Origin of the sequence: Sphingobacterium siyangense, from assembly GCF_023277505.1 — a bacterium.
GTDB classification, from domain to species: Bacteria; Bacteroidota; Bacteroidia; order Sphingobacteriales; family Sphingobacteriaceae; genus Sphingobacterium; species Sphingobacterium siyangense.
In genome coordinates this window covers 3489980-3505253 of record NZ_CP080574.1, presented here as the reverse complement: position 1 = coordinate 3505253, position 15274 = coordinate 3489980, and the positions used below count along the sequence as shown (strand labels likewise).

General features: G+C 39.3%; 16 protein-coding genes and 1 tRNA gene. 6 read left to right on the top strand and 11 right to left on the bottom strand.

What is annotated here, in order from left to right:
* Positions 1–43 precede the first annotated feature (43 nt).
* Both K2F45_RS14460 and K2F45_RS14455 read right to left on the bottom strand, forming a co-directional pair.
* The gene (locus tag K2F45_RS14460; protein ID WP_248931744.1) at positions 44–1357 is read right to left on the bottom strand and encodes a sensor histidine kinase; all 1314 of its coding nucleotides are present in this window, start codon (positions 1355–1357) and stop codon (positions 44–46) included.
* A 143-nt stretch (positions 1358–1500) separates the two neighbouring features.
* Positions 1501–2595, bottom strand: a complete 1095-nt coding sequence (locus K2F45_RS14455; RefSeq protein WP_075992799.1) for a sensor histidine kinase — start codon at positions 2593–2595, stop codon at positions 1501–1503.
* 219 nt (positions 2596–2814) lie between these two features.
* On the opposite strand from K2F45_RS14455, the gene K2F45_RS14450 reads away from it, so the two are divergent.
* Entirely contained in the window at positions 2815–3270 is a 456-nt protein-coding gene (locus K2F45_RS14450) for a GNAT family N-acetyltransferase (protein WP_248931743.1), read from the top strand.
* Between the two features lie 50 nt (positions 3271–3320).
* On the opposite strand, the gene K2F45_RS14445 is transcribed toward K2F45_RS14450, so the two are convergent.
* Both K2F45_RS14445 and K2F45_RS14440 read right to left on the bottom strand, forming a co-directional pair.
* A complete protein-coding gene (locus K2F45_RS14445; protein WP_075992797.1) occupies positions 3321–3842 on the bottom strand; it encodes a DinB family protein in 522 nt (173 codons plus the stop codon).
* Positions 3843–4036: 194 nt separating this feature from the next.
* Positions 4037–5617: a discoidin domain-containing protein gene (locus K2F45_RS14440; RefSeq protein WP_248931742.1), complete on the bottom strand. Its 1581-nt coding sequence runs from the start codon at positions 5615–5617 to the stop codon at positions 4037–4039.
* A gap of 251 nt (positions 5618–5868) precedes the next feature.
* Between K2F45_RS14440 and K2F45_RS14435 the strand changes: the two genes are divergently transcribed.
* Entirely contained in the window at positions 5869–6360 is a 492-nt protein-coding gene (locus K2F45_RS14435) for a YdcF family protein (protein ID WP_075992796.1), read from the top strand.
* Positions 6361–6423: 63 nt separating this feature from the next.
* On the opposite strand, the gene K2F45_RS14430 is transcribed toward K2F45_RS14435, so the two are convergent.
* Positions 6424–7536: an acyltransferase family protein gene (locus K2F45_RS14430; protein ID WP_248931741.1), complete on the bottom strand. Its 1113-nt coding sequence runs from the start codon at positions 7534–7536 to the stop codon at positions 6424–6426.
* A gap of 377 nt (positions 7537–7913) precedes the next feature.
* Here K2F45_RS14430 and K2F45_RS14425 point away from each other — a divergent pair, with 377 nt between their 5' ends.
* On the top strand, positions 7914–8219 hold the full coding sequence (locus K2F45_RS14425) for a hypothetical protein (RefSeq protein ID WP_075992793.1): 306 nt from the start codon (positions 7914–7916) through the stop codon (positions 8217–8219).
* A 35-nt stretch (positions 8220–8254) separates the two neighbouring features.
* On the opposite strand, the gene K2F45_RS14420 is transcribed toward K2F45_RS14425, so the two are convergent.
* Together K2F45_RS14420 and K2F45_RS14415 are read right to left on the bottom strand one after the other, a co-directional pair.
* Positions 8255–8554: a hypothetical protein gene (locus K2F45_RS14420; RefSeq protein WP_075992792.1), complete on the bottom strand. Its 300-nt coding sequence runs from the start codon at positions 8552–8554 to the stop codon at positions 8255–8257.
* 1 nt (position 8555) lies between these two features.
* The gene (locus K2F45_RS14415) at positions 8556–9068 is read right to left on the bottom strand and encodes an ATP/GTP-binding protein (protein WP_075992791.1); all 513 of its coding nucleotides are present in this window, start codon (positions 9066–9068) and stop codon (positions 8556–8558) included.
* Between the two features lie 97 nt (positions 9069–9165).
* Here K2F45_RS14415 and K2F45_RS14410 point away from each other — a divergent pair, with 97 nt between their 5' ends.
* Positions 9166–9375, top strand: a complete 210-nt coding sequence (locus tag K2F45_RS14410; RefSeq protein WP_075992790.1) for a hypothetical protein — start codon at positions 9166–9168, stop codon at positions 9373–9375.
* 154 nt (positions 9376–9529) lie between these two features.
* Here the strand turns inward: K2F45_RS14410 and K2F45_RS14405 are convergent.
* A tRNA-Lys gene (locus K2F45_RS14405) sits at positions 9530–9602 on the bottom strand.
* Positions 9603–9736: 134 nt separating this feature from the next.
* Positions 9737–11656: an ABC-F family ATP-binding cassette domain-containing protein gene (locus K2F45_RS14400; protein ID WP_248931740.1), complete on the bottom strand. Its 1920-nt coding sequence runs from the start codon at positions 11654–11656 to the stop codon at positions 9737–9739.
* A 60-nt stretch (positions 11657–11716) separates the two neighbouring features.
* On the opposite strand from K2F45_RS14400, the gene K2F45_RS14395 reads away from it, so the two are divergent.
* Together K2F45_RS14395 and K2F45_RS14390 are read left to right on the top strand one after the other, a co-directional pair.
* A complete protein-coding gene (locus K2F45_RS14395) occupies positions 11717–12751 on the top strand; it encodes a quinone-dependent dihydroorotate dehydrogenase (RefSeq protein WP_075994823.1) in 1035 nt (344 codons plus the stop codon).
* Positions 12752–12759: 8 nt separating this feature from the next.
* Positions 12760–13539: a TIGR02757 family protein gene (locus tag K2F45_RS14390; RefSeq protein ID WP_172840696.1), complete on the top strand. Its 780-nt coding sequence runs from the start codon at positions 12760–12762 to the stop codon at positions 13537–13539.
* Positions 13540–13638: 99 nt separating this feature from the next.
* Here the strand turns inward: K2F45_RS14390 and gap are convergent, their stop codons facing one another.
* Both gap and K2F45_RS14380 read right to left on the bottom strand, forming a co-directional pair.
* Entirely contained in the window at positions 13639–14646 is a 1008-nt protein-coding gene (gene gap, locus K2F45_RS14385; protein ID WP_075992787.1) for a type I glyceraldehyde-3-phosphate dehydrogenase, read from the bottom strand.
* A gap of 6 nt (positions 14647–14652) precedes the next feature.
* Positions 14653–15270: a TlpA family protein disulfide reductase gene (locus K2F45_RS14380; RefSeq protein WP_075992786.1), complete on the bottom strand. Its 618-nt coding sequence runs from the start codon at positions 15268–15270 to the stop codon at positions 14653–14655.
* Positions 15271–15274: the final 4 nt, after the last annotated feature.

Sequence of the window (15274 nt, the reverse complement as noted above, 5' to 3'; positions counted from 1 at the left end):
ACCGGAAATAATATTACAAAAAATTTCTAAACCTATATTTGAGTTAACAGCATGTAGGCACTTCGACATTGGTTTGCGGCTTATGGCTGGGGCAGGATGGCAATCCAACTGTAAAAACCGATCCCTTATTGGGTGTACTTTTGATGTTCACAACACCTTTGTTTCGTTCAATAAGATCCTTGCATAAGACTAGGCCTACACCCGATCCGGGCTCGTCTTCAGTGCCAAAGGACTTTTGCTGAATTTCATTAAAAAGTGCGGCTGACTTCGAAGGGTTAATTCCTATTCCTTCATCCTGAATATGAATATGTGTATAGGTTTCATCCATGCTGGTGTAAATGTTGATATTCCCATTCACATAGCTGAATTTGATTGCATTGCTAATCAGGTTGCGTAAAATAATGATGGTATGATCGCGATTGGCAATTATCTGCGTGTTGTTAGGTATATTAATATTGATTTTTAGTTGTTTAGATTGTGTGTTCTCATTAAAAACTTTAATAATTTGTTGTATCATAGGTTTGATCAATTGGGGTGATGCTTTAGTATTCATACCTTGCATACTGCTGCTGCCCCACTGCAGCAAATCATCCAAAGCTTGATTCTGTTGCGTAATCTGCTGATAGATCTGTTGGATATATTCCTGGGATGCCGTACTGTCGAGCATTTGATTACGAAACATAAATACCAGTGCTTCCAAGTTGGCAAAAGGACTTTTGATGTCGTGCGCGATAATAGAAAAAATTTTTTCTTTGTCCCGATTCATGGATTCTAAGTTGAGACGTTGCTGCTCAATTTTTTTCATATTCTTATAGATGATATCAAGAAAGAAGTTGACCGCAACGACCATGAAAGCAAGTGCATTGATAATATTGAAAACAGATCTGGATCGTGGAACTTGTTGGCTCAGGGGAAGTATATCAGGAAGCAAATATAACAGTAAAATCAGGAAAGCTACCGTAATACAAAGGACTATATGGATCTTTCGGTTGTCATACATTAACATCGAGACAATCAAAGTGCACAATAAAAAATATTCACCGCCATTTTTATAAAGTAGCGCCCCAGCGAAGAAAAACACAGAATTACTTGTCAATAGTGTTGCCTTAGCGATATTGTGTTTCCCATAATATTGAAGCAGAAGGACCGTAAACGAACATATAGAATTGGAGAAATTAATCGCCGATAAAACATAGCGGTGGTCGATAAGATTGAGGATTGAAAAGAAAATTGTCGGAAATAAACATAACAATGCAATCAAATTTATCATGTGCACACGTTTGAAATCGATGTATGACATGCCCGGATGTGCACCAATATGGGAAAATAGTTTCCAATATTTACGAAAATTATTCATAGAGACGTGTCTGATTTTGCTTACAATTTCTAAACACTCAAAATTAGCCATAAATCAGCAGTCCAACAATGATTTTTCTTGAAAGCAGGTTAAGATTGGTAAAATCTGCCATGAAAGGAAGATAAAAGGGTTACGTCGCTTGATTAATTTGGGAAAAATAAACGGATTTCGGTTCCTTGGTTTTCCTTACTGAAGATGGCCATCTGCGCTTTGAGTCTTTCAAGAATTTCCTGAACGATAAACAATCCGATGCCTTTTCCCTGGTAATCCGTTGAATTTGAACCACGGAGTCTTTCCATGCGGATATTTTCGAGTTCATGCTGCGGAATACCGATACCATTGTCTTTGATGATATATAACACACCGTTCGTTACTTTTTCACTATAGATATGCACCGCTGCTTTCTTATTGGCCGAAGAGTATTTGACGGCATTGTTGATCAAGTTTGTAAAGATTTGGTAGATTGCATTTTGATCACTGTTTACTGGAAAAAGATCGCCAAAGATAAGTTCAGTATGTGGGCTCCGGTATAGTAATTTGGCTTCCCGGCACCAATTGGGCAATTTAAGATCTAAACGAAGAGCTTGTTTCCGTAGTCTGTTAATTGGAGCAAGACTCAGTTCGACCGTTTTGTCGATAATATCAGCAATGTTTTCAAGTGATTGATCAATGACATCATACAATTCGAGCCGTCTATTGGACTGCATATCCAAATGTTCTTTTAGTACACCTATACCCAATTTAGCAAGAGCCAAAGGATTTTTAGCATCATGTGATAGCGTATAGGATATCATGCGCAGGTTGGTTGCGGGATTGATTGTTATATTTTCTTGATCTTCAGGTTTCTCTTCGTGTATCTTATGCGTGACATCTGTGGCTGTGTGGAGGATGGAATAAGTTCGGCCACGCTTATCAAAGAGGGGCCTATATTCAAAATCAAAATAACGTTTGATCTTGAAATCACGATCAATGATCGTTGCAGGGGTTTCAAATGCCTTGTAGGTGACACCGCTCTCCCAGACATTACGGAGTATATCTGTAAATCCTTCTTGGGTAAAAACCGGAAAAACCTCTCCAAAGGAATGTCCAAATATTTCGTTTTCTGTACGCCACATATTTAGCATTCGCGAGTTGGCGAATGCGATATTGAGGTTCGAATTATCATAAATGGCAGTTGCAATCGGCATCTGATTTAATGCTTCAAAAAAAATCGGAATATCCTTTTGAGGTTTTTGCATATTGGGTATTTAATGATCATCTGCTTACCGCAGTGCGACCGTAAAATTAATCAAAAATCAAGCCAATAGCGATGGTTTTTAATGTTTCTTGGGAAAAATATGGCCAATCATTGGGCGTGGAAATAGCGCAATAAAAACACACTAAATTATTATTATATTTAATAAACTTCAAAGGAAATGTAAGTTAACAATAGACAGGGATTTGTAATCATACCAATTATGGATAAGTATTTGGAAATTAGGAAATATGATGTTCAGGATAGAAATAAGCTGATCGATATTCTTCATATGAATATACCGAAGTACTTTGCACAGAGCGAGGTTGCTGATTTCACAGAATATCTTGACCAGGAAATGGAGACGTATTTTGTTGCACTGGTTAACGGGCAAATTATTGGTGGCGGTGGAGTAGGTTTTTCTGATGATGAGCGCACAGGATTTTTGAGCTGGAGTTTTTTAAATCCAAAATATCACGGATTTGGTTTTGGAAAAAACCTATTGCATCACCGTATTGACTTTCTGTACACCCATCATCAGGTTGAAAAGATCGAAGTCGGTACCTCTCAATTCACGTTCGGATTTTATAAGAAAAATGGTTTTATACTAAGGGAAATCCATAAAGACTATTGGGCTGAAGGCTTTGATTTATATGATATGGTCCATACAAGAGAATAGACAAAACCATTACCACTGATTCGATGAAAAGCTGATGAATAAAGTGTAGCTCATTGATTGAATGAGACCAAGTTTTCCTTGATTTGATTCAGGTGGTGTAAGGGATGATAGCTCATCAGAAAAAACATTTCCCGTATACTGAGTTTGCCGAGTAGAGGATGTGGTAAAACCAGGCTATCGAGCTCCTCTTCATTGTACAGTACAAATAGCTGATTGATTGTAGCCAATACTTCTTCCAGTTGCGCAATCAGCCCCTCTTTCTGTGCGGGCAGGATTTCTTCAGGCAAAAATTGACTTGGGGCCTGCCGGCTTGTTTTGAGATAATTGTTACGCACCGTGTCGTAGTCCCAGGTTGCGCGTTGCAGGGATCCAAATTTTTGGGCTATATAATCTTTTGACTGAAGTACCTTTGGAAAGGGTAGAAGCGTTAAGAGAATATGTTTTAGCTGCTGACCAGCCGTCCATTTTTCATGATTACGATATGAAAAATGAGGCTCAGGTAATGCCTGGATATAGGCAATAACCGTATAGTGGTTGTCAGAAAAAGTTTTGATCAGTTCTTGTCTATTCATCCTAATTTTAGTGATAAGTGATTATTTCGATCGTTTTTTCTAGCTTATTGATAAGTCAAAGTCAGTATGATCTACTAAAAATATAAAATTATTTGCTACCCTCAATTATGAATCTCACTTATTCGGTGTTGATCAAAGCTAGAAAAGGCCGATATTATTTGCGATATCGGCCCTATATTCTATCGATCTAAATTTTAATATGCACCAAAATCTGCAAGATGAGAATAGAAGAAATCACCCCAAGAACTTGTGGATTCTATTTTAAGGTATTGGGTGGTAATGGATGTATTAAGATCGACATTGATCCAGGAGCCAGCGACTTTGCTCAACTGAGTCGTTTTGATCAACGTCCAGCTTATACCATTTGTACTTGAGTAAATATTGACATCTTTCATCGCTCCATTTAAATTGTCGCGGTTACGGAAAGCAACTCCTTTTACGGTACGTAATGCACCCATATTGACGGCGAAGAAATGTGGCTGCGGAGTTTGAGTGGACGACCAGGGAGTATGCCAGACTGTACTTCTATTCATATCCAATACATTGCTTGCCGGTGATCCAGGCTCATTACTATCGCTAGCTACAATTGACCAACCTGTGGTCGGTAACAATGTATAGGTCACAACCTTGGATAAATCGGGGATATTGTTAACGAAGTTATAAGCGTATCCTAAGGTAGTACGGCTTCCATTGACATGGAGAAATCCTATTCTCATTTCATAATTTCCTGTCAGATCATAAAAATCAGCTAATGGGCACTCAAATCGAAAACTATCCTGGCCTATTATTTTTGTAGCCCATTGTACGGCATCATAATCGTTATTCACTCCAAAAGGCTCCCTATCGTGCCAAACAACAATGTCATTGACTGGTTTTGTTGTTGTAAATTTCCCCGAAATGATAATCTTATTGTTCACAAAGCTTGATGACATGGATGTTATTTCTGCAGATGCAGAAGCATACCAGTCACTTCTTGCTACAGGGCTGAATACTTGGCTATTGTTAAATGTTGCCGCTGTGGTACCGGTCAAAGAGGTTGTAGATATTCCGTAGGTTGAATTGCCTGAGCCCATTAATGCGGTACCTAAAGTTGGCGCTAGCGTTTTGTTCATTCTGTTGTGGCTGGCATTTAATCCATGGCCCAGTTCGTGAATCATTCCACCTATCCATACAGTTGCTTTCCATCCAATATCACCGCCTATTCCTAAGTTTTTAGCGTCCAGATTTACATAATCTAATGCGTAGCAGCTGGTACCTGTGCCATAGAATGGAGGGCCTCCCGGATTAGCTGGATCTGTATTGTAGGTTGGAATAATGATTAGATTGTGCTCGCTTTTTTTTCCTGACGGATTTTGATTAAAATAGCTGTCCACTTCGGCTTTCACAGCGCCGCTGCCCCCTGAGTACGGATAAGTAGCTTTGCCATATTTTCCAGCGATGTAATGGATATTAATCAGGCTGTCATTGAGCAGATCCAATCCGAAGGATTTTCTGCCGAAGCCTTCGCGATCCATATTATTTGCAAACATATTTTGGGCGTCCAACAGGATCTTGCTAAGACGCTTTCTGAAGTTGGGAATGGAATCCACATCATTTGGAACAAAATAGATGACGTTCAGCTTGTAGGGATTACTGTTCCATTCATTTGTTACCGAGCTAGTTGATGTTTTTGCTTTTAGAGTTTCGACACTTTCTTCGGTATTTACCAAGGTCTTGTTACAGGATGCAGCCCCTAAAGCGAGGGTTGCAAGCATTAGATTTAAAAGTTTTCTCATAATGGTTTATATTGTGTATCAATAAATATAAATAAGGCATCTTTTATTGGTGTGTAAAAAAATAAACTTTTATCACAATTAGTTTAGTCAATCGATTGATTAATCAACTTTGAAAAATGTTTTGTAACATTTTAATTTATTTGAGCATGAAATGGTTGAGAGTTAATAATGGCTGGATAAAATTTAACCGACTTCTTACTTGCTTTTCATCCAGGTCTTATTACATTTGATTGTATGAATATTTAAATCGTATGGAAAAAATTAAAAACCTGATATTATTGTTGGGCGCACCCAATGATGAGCAGGGGAATCTCAGCGTTATGGCATTAGATAGAAATGAATGTGCCTATAATTTCTATTGTCATAATGAAGGGACTACAATTTTGTGTACCGGCGGCATGGGTGAACATTTCAATCGGACAGAAAAGCCGCATGGCGCTTATGCTCAAGCTTATCTTATGGAAAGAGGTGTCGCAGAGAAAGATTTACTTCCATGTGTACTATCCACAAATACTGACGAAGATTTTATGCTATCAAAAGAGATCATCAAAAAGATCTCTCCGGATCTCTTCATCGTGATTACCTCAGATTTTCACATGAAGCGAGCGAAATTATTGCAAGAAAAACTCATTGACTACCCAAATGTATTGTTTATTGCTGCAAAGTCGACTGTTAGTCCCGACGAACTTAATTTGTTGTTACGGCATGAACAACAAGCTATTCGAAGAATACTGGAACGTTAAACAGGTGTATTGAATAGCACTATTTTTAGCGGTTGCCTCTTATGCCGGCAAATTTTTTATACATTAACCCAGTTTCTTTCTGAGCCATTTGCGGACAGGTTCGTCATACCATTTCAAGCTTACATAGGCCATTGTAATACTTCCTACCAAAATCAATAGGGCATAAGGCAAAGCTTTTATAAGCGTCATATCCTTATTGTTGCTGATCCAGGCAACATAAAAATAGACGAAAGGGTAGTGTACGAGGTATAACGGGTACGAGATGTCACCCAGAAATTTACAAAGCTTGTTTTCTAATCTGCTGCTTGATATGCTGCTTGTCCCCAGGTAAACGATCAGGGGGAATACAATGATAATACATACCGACTCATATATCCCGTTCATCCAGAGCTGTTCTGCTCCACCTATACGAGGCATATACAATACAATGGCGATTAAAATACTACAGTATAAAAAAGCATGTCGGATACGGCTCGGGCTCGTTATTCTGGATAGCAGGAGTCCCGCAAAAAAAGGGTACATGGTGCGGGTGATTCCTATCCGCACTTGTTCAGCATTTAATGTCCAGCCACCGCTAACATCTCCAGTAGGACTTGTGATCGCCAAATGGGCGAGTGCCACAGCTGCAATAAAGACCAAAATGCTTAACGCTGTTTTGGATAGTTTGCGAATACCGATGGCATATAGCATATTGGCAATATATTCAAAAAACAATGACCAACCGACACTATTGAGCGGATGCATTTCCTGCCAGCCTCGAATATCCAAAGAGAGGGGAACTGGAAGAATCGTATAACCAATGAGCATGACCAAAAGCATTTTCCAGAGCGGAACGGTGTGAATAAGTGGCCAGATTGTAGAATCTGTAAAATAAAAGCCTATTGCACCAAGAGTCATACCTAATATAACCATCGGCTGAAGGCGTTCAATACGGCGTTTAAAGAAGGTACCAATAGACATTTTATGCCAGCGATCATCATAGGCATAGCCGATTACAAATCCAGATAAAAGGAAGAAAAAGTCAACGGCCAAATAGCCATGGTTGACCAAGATATCGAGATGTCCTGTTCCCAATGGCTCCGTGAGATGAAAGGTTACAACGATAATCGCAGCGACGCCTCGTAGTCCGTCTAAAATGGGATAGTGTGGCTTTTTAGAAAGGTTTTTATTGTTCATGGCTTCTGATTGTATTTCGAAGATGTCTATGGACTTGCTAACTGTTTATAAATGTTATTGAATGAATGGCTGAAAATAATGAAATAACAGGTTTAAATTTGATCAAATCGTATCAAAATCCCGATGGTTAGTCTCATTTTTTGTGATGTACCGAATCGTTTATGGGGATTCACAATTTTTATTGCTGGTACACTCAGCTGCCGGCATTTTAATGCTTATAGATTGTACATTCCGAGATCCAATGACCCAAATTTTTCATATCTTGTTGTCCAATTCACAAAGGCTTTCTTCGACTGTCAGTTTACGTGAAATCGAGAAGCTCCCTTTGCGCATTGAAAATTCCGCTGTGCATTTATAAACATAAATTAATAAAAGAAATGATCGTTGTTAAAGTAACCTATAGTGTCCATGATGACTATGTACACATGAATAAAAAAATGATTGAAAGCTTTCTCAAAGATTTCAGGAAGTTAGATGGAACACAATTCCTGTATACTATTTTGCAGGGTGGTGAAAGCAATACTTTCGTACATATTTCCCAATATAAGAATAAAGAGATACAGTATCAATTGCTGAGAATACCGAGCTTTGTCCTTTTTCAGGAACAAAGAGATAAAAACCTTGCTGTTGAGCCCAAAATTGAGTTTATGAACTTTATAGGGAGCTCAAACGATCCGTTTTAGCGAAGGAGGGACCGCGCTTCATGCAAAAGATATGTTTAATCACTATAGGCAATTAAACCACTTTGTTTGTTACTTGCAATGTCAAGTATTTGGATGAAGCTATTTATGTCAGTATCCATTTGGAGTCCCTTGTTTAGTATAATTTGCTCAATTTGTTTAATCAGAGCAGTATCCAGCCTGAAATCCGTATAATAGTCAAATCGTGTGGCGATTATGCCTTTTCGCTGAAGACTGCTGAAAGTTTTTTCGTCAAGTTGTCCAGCGAAAACCAATCCTGCCTTTTCAGGGAAATCTGGTTTTACTTGTTTATCATCAATAATATAAAAATCTAACATCTCAGGATTTAATTTTTACAAGTATCTGGTTATTACGACTCGATAATGGGCCGTTTACTTCAATAGCTTGTATACCAAAGTCGTCAATCCAATCGCGGAGTAAATCATTAACTTTAGATCTAAGTTTGGGTAGATCCGACTTGTGGCAAGGTATCAAATCGGGGTCTTCAATGGGGACAAACACCAAAAGATCAATTTCGGCCAATATAGCAAAGGTCTTTTCAAAAAGGAACTGAATATTTTTCTTTGGATCAAGAATATACAGATAAGCTAAGATATCGAGTACACATCTATCGAATATTACATTGTCTCCGCTTTGTGAAATTAGCTGGGCAGAGTAGTTAAATTGTTCAACGAAGTCTTCGGCAGTGGGTTCTTCAAGGAATTCATGCCCCGATGATTCCAGCTGATAGTAAGGTTCTACTTCCAGTGTATATCCGGGAAGCTTTTCTAGAAGCTCTTCTGCTAAGGTGGTTTTACCTACTTTCTGCGTGCCAAATAGGGCAATTCTCATTTTTAAATTTATTTTATGAACTAAGCTGTCAATATCTAAGGTAATGTTGTTAAACAAGAAAAGCTAATTAAATATCCGATATTCTAATCGCCTTCATATGTTTTATGCTGTATCTAACGCTTTCCAAAAAATTACATGCAATAGCCGGATCAAGCATCCGCAAACAGAATATAGTGTTATTGATGGACAGGAAAAAGGCAAAGTAAGGGACATTAATAATTTGCTCAGGAGAGATCAGATCAAAAACATGACTTCCGATGCTGAGAAAAAAGCAGTAATTAATATCACGACTTTTAAAAACCTTTAAATAGAGAGCAGAATCTATTATCTCTATTAGTATTCTTTGGATTGGTTTACGCGCGCATATCCCTAAGCTTCCAAAAGCAGAAAATAGAGACCGGTCTTTCGAATTTTACTCCGTTAAAACAAAAAAAGCTAATCTTGCGATTAGCTTTTTTCTGTGATCCCGCTGGGATTCGAACCCAGGACCCATACATTAAAAGTGTATTGCTCTACCAGCTGAGCTACGGAATCTTACTTCTTTATTTTTGAACTACCGTTCCTTGTTTGAAGTGATGCAAAAGTAGGGCTTTAATCCTATTCCTGCAAATAATTTTGGCTTAAAATCACGCTCTAATGCTTAATAAGCTGATTTTAAGCCAAAAAAATTAATCATTTTCCAAATCCATGATTTCTTCCGCCAACTGCTCCCAACTCTCCTGGAATTGTGTCAATAATGCCTTTGCTGAGTTGTAAGAACGTGTAGTTTCCTGTAACTTAGTCGCATCCGAATAAACCGCTTCGTCCGCAAGCTTCGATTCTAAGTTTTTGACTAAAATTTCCTGCTCCTCAATTTTTTGTTCAAAAGACGTTAGCTCCTTATTTTTCTTGCTCAACAAACGTGTCTTATCTTCCGTAAGTGGTTGCTTCTCTTTCTTTACTTTGGGTTCTTCCTTGACTTTTTTCTCGGTTTTTACCTCCGTCTTCACAACGCGTTTTGCAGCCCATTCTTCATACTCCTGGTAAGTACCTGGGTATTCCTTGATCTGTTTGTCTTCAATGTACCAGATTTTGTTCGCTACATTGTCCAAGAAATACCGGTCGTGGGATACAACGATAAATGTACCTTCGTATTGCTGCAAAGCCTGGATCAGAATGTTGACAGACTGCATATCCAAGTGGTTGGTAGGTTCATCGAGCGCTAAGAAGTTCGCGTCTGCGGTTAATGCTTTTGCAAGAGCCACACGTGATTTCTCGCCTCCGGAAAGTACTTTGATCTTTTTGAAAGCATCGTCTCCAGTGAATAGAAAACATCCAAGAATGGAGCGCAATTCGGTCTCTGTATGCTTCGGTGCAAAAGTTTGTAACTCGGCAAGGATGGAATTTTCCAGATGTAAGGCTTCCAGCTGATGTTGTGCAAAAAATGTTTGCGAAACGTTGTGTCCCTGTTCTGCCTTTCCTTCAAACTCGTGATCCGCGTTAGCCACGATACGTAAGAGGGTAGATTTACCTTTACCATTGGCACCAATTAGTGCAATCTTATTACCCTTTTCTATAATTGCTGAGGTATTTTTTAAGATCTCCAGGTTAGGGTAGGACTTGGAAATATTTTCCAACGTCACAACGTGACGACCTGAAGGTTTTGAAAATTTAAAGCTGAAGTTTACTGTAGGATTGTCATCGTCAACATCGTCAATTCTCTCCAAGCGATCCAACGCTTTGATCCGCGACTGCGCCATTTTGGCTTTGGAAGCCTTAGCGCGGAAACGCTCAATTAAACGTTCTTCCTGTTTTATCTTGGCTTGCTGGTTTTTAAACTGATTGGCCTGCAATTCATTCCGTAATTCCTTCTCTTCAAGATAAAAACTGTAATTACCTGCATAAAGTGTTAATTTTCCTTTACGTGATTCTACCGTTTTCTTGATGATGCGGTCAAGGAAATATCGATCGTGGGAAACAATCACAATGGCGCCATCAAATGCTTGCAGATAGTTCTCCAGCCATTTGATGGAAGGTAAGTCCATGTGGTTGGTCGGCTCATCCAGTAACAGAATATCCGGAGTTTGCAATAAGATACGGGCAAGCATAACCCGCATACGCCATCCTCCAGAGAAAGTGGCCAATGGTCTTTTTTGTTCTTCTTCCGAAAAACCTAGACCAGCAAGGATTTCATGGGCCTTAAATTCGATGTTATAACCATCTAAGGCCTCAAATTCTACTTGTTTATCGCTTAGTTTATTCAGGATGTCATCCGAATAATCTGTTTCTAGTTTGTGGAGTAAGTCTTCGATTTCGGCATGTAATTGATTTTGGCGCTCAAAAGCTTCCATGGCAACATGCAGAATGCTTTTGTCAGAATGGTACGACAATAAGTCCTGGTTTAAATAACCGATCTTAAGGTCCTTCGCCATGGAAATCGTTCCTGATGTGGGCGTATATTGACCGACAATAAGGCGAAGTAAAGTCGATTTACCTGTACCATTGGCACCGATCAAGCCAACTTTATCTCCTGGTTTGATATGCCAGTTTGCTTCGTCATATAAAGCGCGAGATCCTATTTCAAATGTTAAATTATTTATTGATATCATTTCAACTGCAAAAGTACAAAAGTAATGAATATTTCTTCTTCTTTGAGTAACTTTGCGATTATGTATAAATTAGTCAAACCTATATTCTTTACAATGAATCCGGAGACGGCTCACCATAAAGTGACCGGTGGATTGAATGTTTTCTCAAAAATTTGGGGCGCCAAACAATTATTGAACGCTTTTTTTACCGTGGAAGATCCACGTTTGGAACGCGAAGTCTTTGGATTGAAATTTAAAAATCCTGTGGGCCTTGCGGCTGGCTTTGATAAAAATGCGGAATATATTGCAGATATGACTAATTTGGGATTTGGTTTTATCGAAATTGGAACGGTAACTCCTAAGCCACAACCGGGCAACGATAAACCCAGGATGTTCCGACTTGTTTCCGATGAAGCTTTGATCAATAGAATGGGATTTAATAATCAAGGGGCAGACGTTGCTGCCACAAGATTGAAAAATCTAAAGGATCGAAAAGGATTGTTAATAGGGGGGAATATCGGTAAGAATAAGGTGACGCCTAATGAAGAAGCTGTCAATGACTACATTTATTGCTTCAATGCATTGTTTGACTACGTGGATTATTTTGTTGTCAATGTGAGCTCCCCGAACACACCGGGCTTACGCGATTTGCAGGAAAAGGAACCTTTAAAACATCTATTAAATACTTTACAAAGCCTCAATGTCGCTAAAATAGCTCCGAAGCCAATTCTGCTTAAAATAGCACCTGATTTGACGGATAGTCAATTGGATGATATCGTCGAGATCGTATTGGAGACACAAATTGCAGGTGTCATCGCAACGAATACAACAATTTCAAGAGAAGGCTTAAAGAGTCAACAGGAACTTATTAATGAAGCGGGCGGGGTAAGTGGACGTCCTTTGACCAAGCGTTCAACAGAAGTTATTCGCTACTTAAGTGAAAAGTCCAACAAGGCATTTCCTATCATTGGTGTAGGGGGGATTCATTCGGCGAAAGATGCCATAGAGAAGTTAGATGCTGGAGCCAGTCTTATTCAAGTTTATACCGGTTTTATCTACGAAGGTCCAGGCTTGATCGCAAAGATTTGTAAAGGCATATTGCAGACAGGAAGATAAGGATTAGCATGGCAGTTGATTTTGATCTGAAAGATTTCTTGGATAAGAAAGTTGATGAATATAATCAACCTGGTTTTATTCCAAATGATCCCGTATCCATTCCGCATCAATTTTCAGCGAAGCAGGACATTGAGATCATGGGATTCTTGGCTTCCATTATGGCTTGGGGGCAAAGAAAGACGATTATCAATAAATGCAACGAGCTGGTGGCTCGAATGGATGGTTCACCATACGATTATATCGTCAATCACCAAGAGCAGGATTTAAAAACCTTACTGGGATTTAAACACCGCACGTTCAATGATACCGATATTCTTTATTTTGTTTCTTTTTTTAAGCATCACTATCAGCATTTCGAATCTTTAGAAGATGCTTTTCTTGTAGGGCAGGAGAACAGGGAGGAGGTTGACTTAGAAATGGCACTGAATGCCTTTAAAACCTATTTCTTTTCGTTGCCTGATTATCCTGTTCGCACACGGAAACACATTAGTAGTCCAGCACAGAAGTCAACCGTCAAGCGGATCAATATGTTTTTACGTTGGATGGTCAGAAAAGATACAAAAGGGGTAGACTTTGGGATTTGGCACCGTCTGTCCCCAAAAGATCTAATCTGTCCGTGCGATGTTCATGTTGAGCGCGTTGCCCGTAAATTTGGTCTAATTACATTGGATAAAGTGAATTGGAAAATAGCCCAGGAATTAACGGCTAATCTACGCCTACTAGATCCGCTGGATCCGGTCAAGTATGATTTTGCGTTGTTTGGCTTAGGCGTAGAAGGGGAAATGTAAAATTAAGGCGTGAAGAAAAAAGCGTCCTTGTCAACTATAGCTGGCAAAGACGCTTTTTTTATACCGGAACCTATCGTAAGATGCTGCAGGGGCAGCTGATTATACAAGCTTGTCGATCTTGATCAGGAGGTCAACCAAACGATTAGAATAACCAAATTCATTGTCATACCAGCCCACAACCTTGACCAGACCACCCACTACCGAGGTTAACTGGGCATCAAATACACATGAATAGGGGTTATTGATGATATCTACCGAAACTATGGGGTCTTCTGTATAAAATAATACATTTTTTAAATCGTTTTCTGCTGCAGCTTTGAACGCTTTATTAATTTCTTCTACCGTGGTTTCTTTCTCAAGTGTACAGGTAAAGTCTGTCAATGAGCCATTGAGTACAGGTACACGTATGCCTGCACCCCCTAATTTATGCTGCAAATGTGGAAAGACATTGGTTATCGCCTTAGCAGCACCAGTAGTTGTTGGAATGATCGCCGACGATGCTGCCCGCGCTCTTCTTAAATCTTTATGTGGTGCGTCGTGAAGATTCTGGTCTCCAGTCATGGAGTGGACCGTGGTAATATAGCCATCTTTGATGCCCCAATTTTCATCCAATATTTTAACTAGGGGAGCAACATTGTTTGTTGTACAGGAGGCATTGGATAAAATCGAAGCAGATAAATCAATGACACGATCATTAATGCCCAATACCACTGTTGGAATGTCTTTATCTTGTGCCGGTGCGGAAATAATCACTTTTTTTGCACCAGCTTCCAAGTGCAACGACGCTTTGTCACGACTGGTAAAGTACCCCGTAGATTCTATGACAACATCAATCTGAAGCTCCCTCCAAGGCAATGCCGCGGGATCTTTTTCATTGGTGACCAAGATGGAAAGATCATTGACAATAATATGTTTGTCGTCGTGCGTCACAGTACCAGGAAAAGGACCATGTACAGAATCATATTTAAATAGATGGGCCAACGTCTTGGTGTCTGTCAGATCATTGATAGCGATGACATTCAGTTCATCGAAAGCCCCCCTTAAAAAGATATTACGTAGTGTATTTCTACCGATACGTCCGAATCCATTGATTGCTATGTTTAGCATTTCAGATTATTTATGAAATTGGCTTATTGCTTCGTTAATATTTTTTTCACCTTCCCAATGCGCTTTTAGCTTTCCATCCGCACCATACACATAATTTGCCGGAAATTGTGAAGGCACATGGATTGTTTGTATAAACGTTTGGTCTTTATCAATCAATACCTCTACATTAGATGCTTTGGATAGCTTAGGAGCGAATGTGTCAAAAAAACCTAATACTAATGCCGGGTCATTCATGGAAATATAATAGATATTGACGTCTTTTATACGATCAATATTCTTTTCTAGCTCCGTAGCTTCATGTTGACAATGACTACATCCTGGATCAAATAGGATAAAAACGGTATTCTTGTCTTTGGCAACGTTTTCCTGCGTAACACGGATGCCCGAACGAAGCTGATAAAATGTGAAATTAGGGAGAATGGCTGCAGGGTCGGAAGATTGCGTTGGTGCAGCTTGACTATGGTCGTGGCCTGCATGATCGTGACCTGCATGGTCATGGCTTTCAGCGCTGGCTTCCTGGGTCGTATTTGCAGTATGATCTGTTTTCGGTTTGTTGTTGTTACATGAGGAAAGAATTCCGGCAGCCAATGCCACAGTCACTCCTAAGATTATCTTTTTATTCATAGAA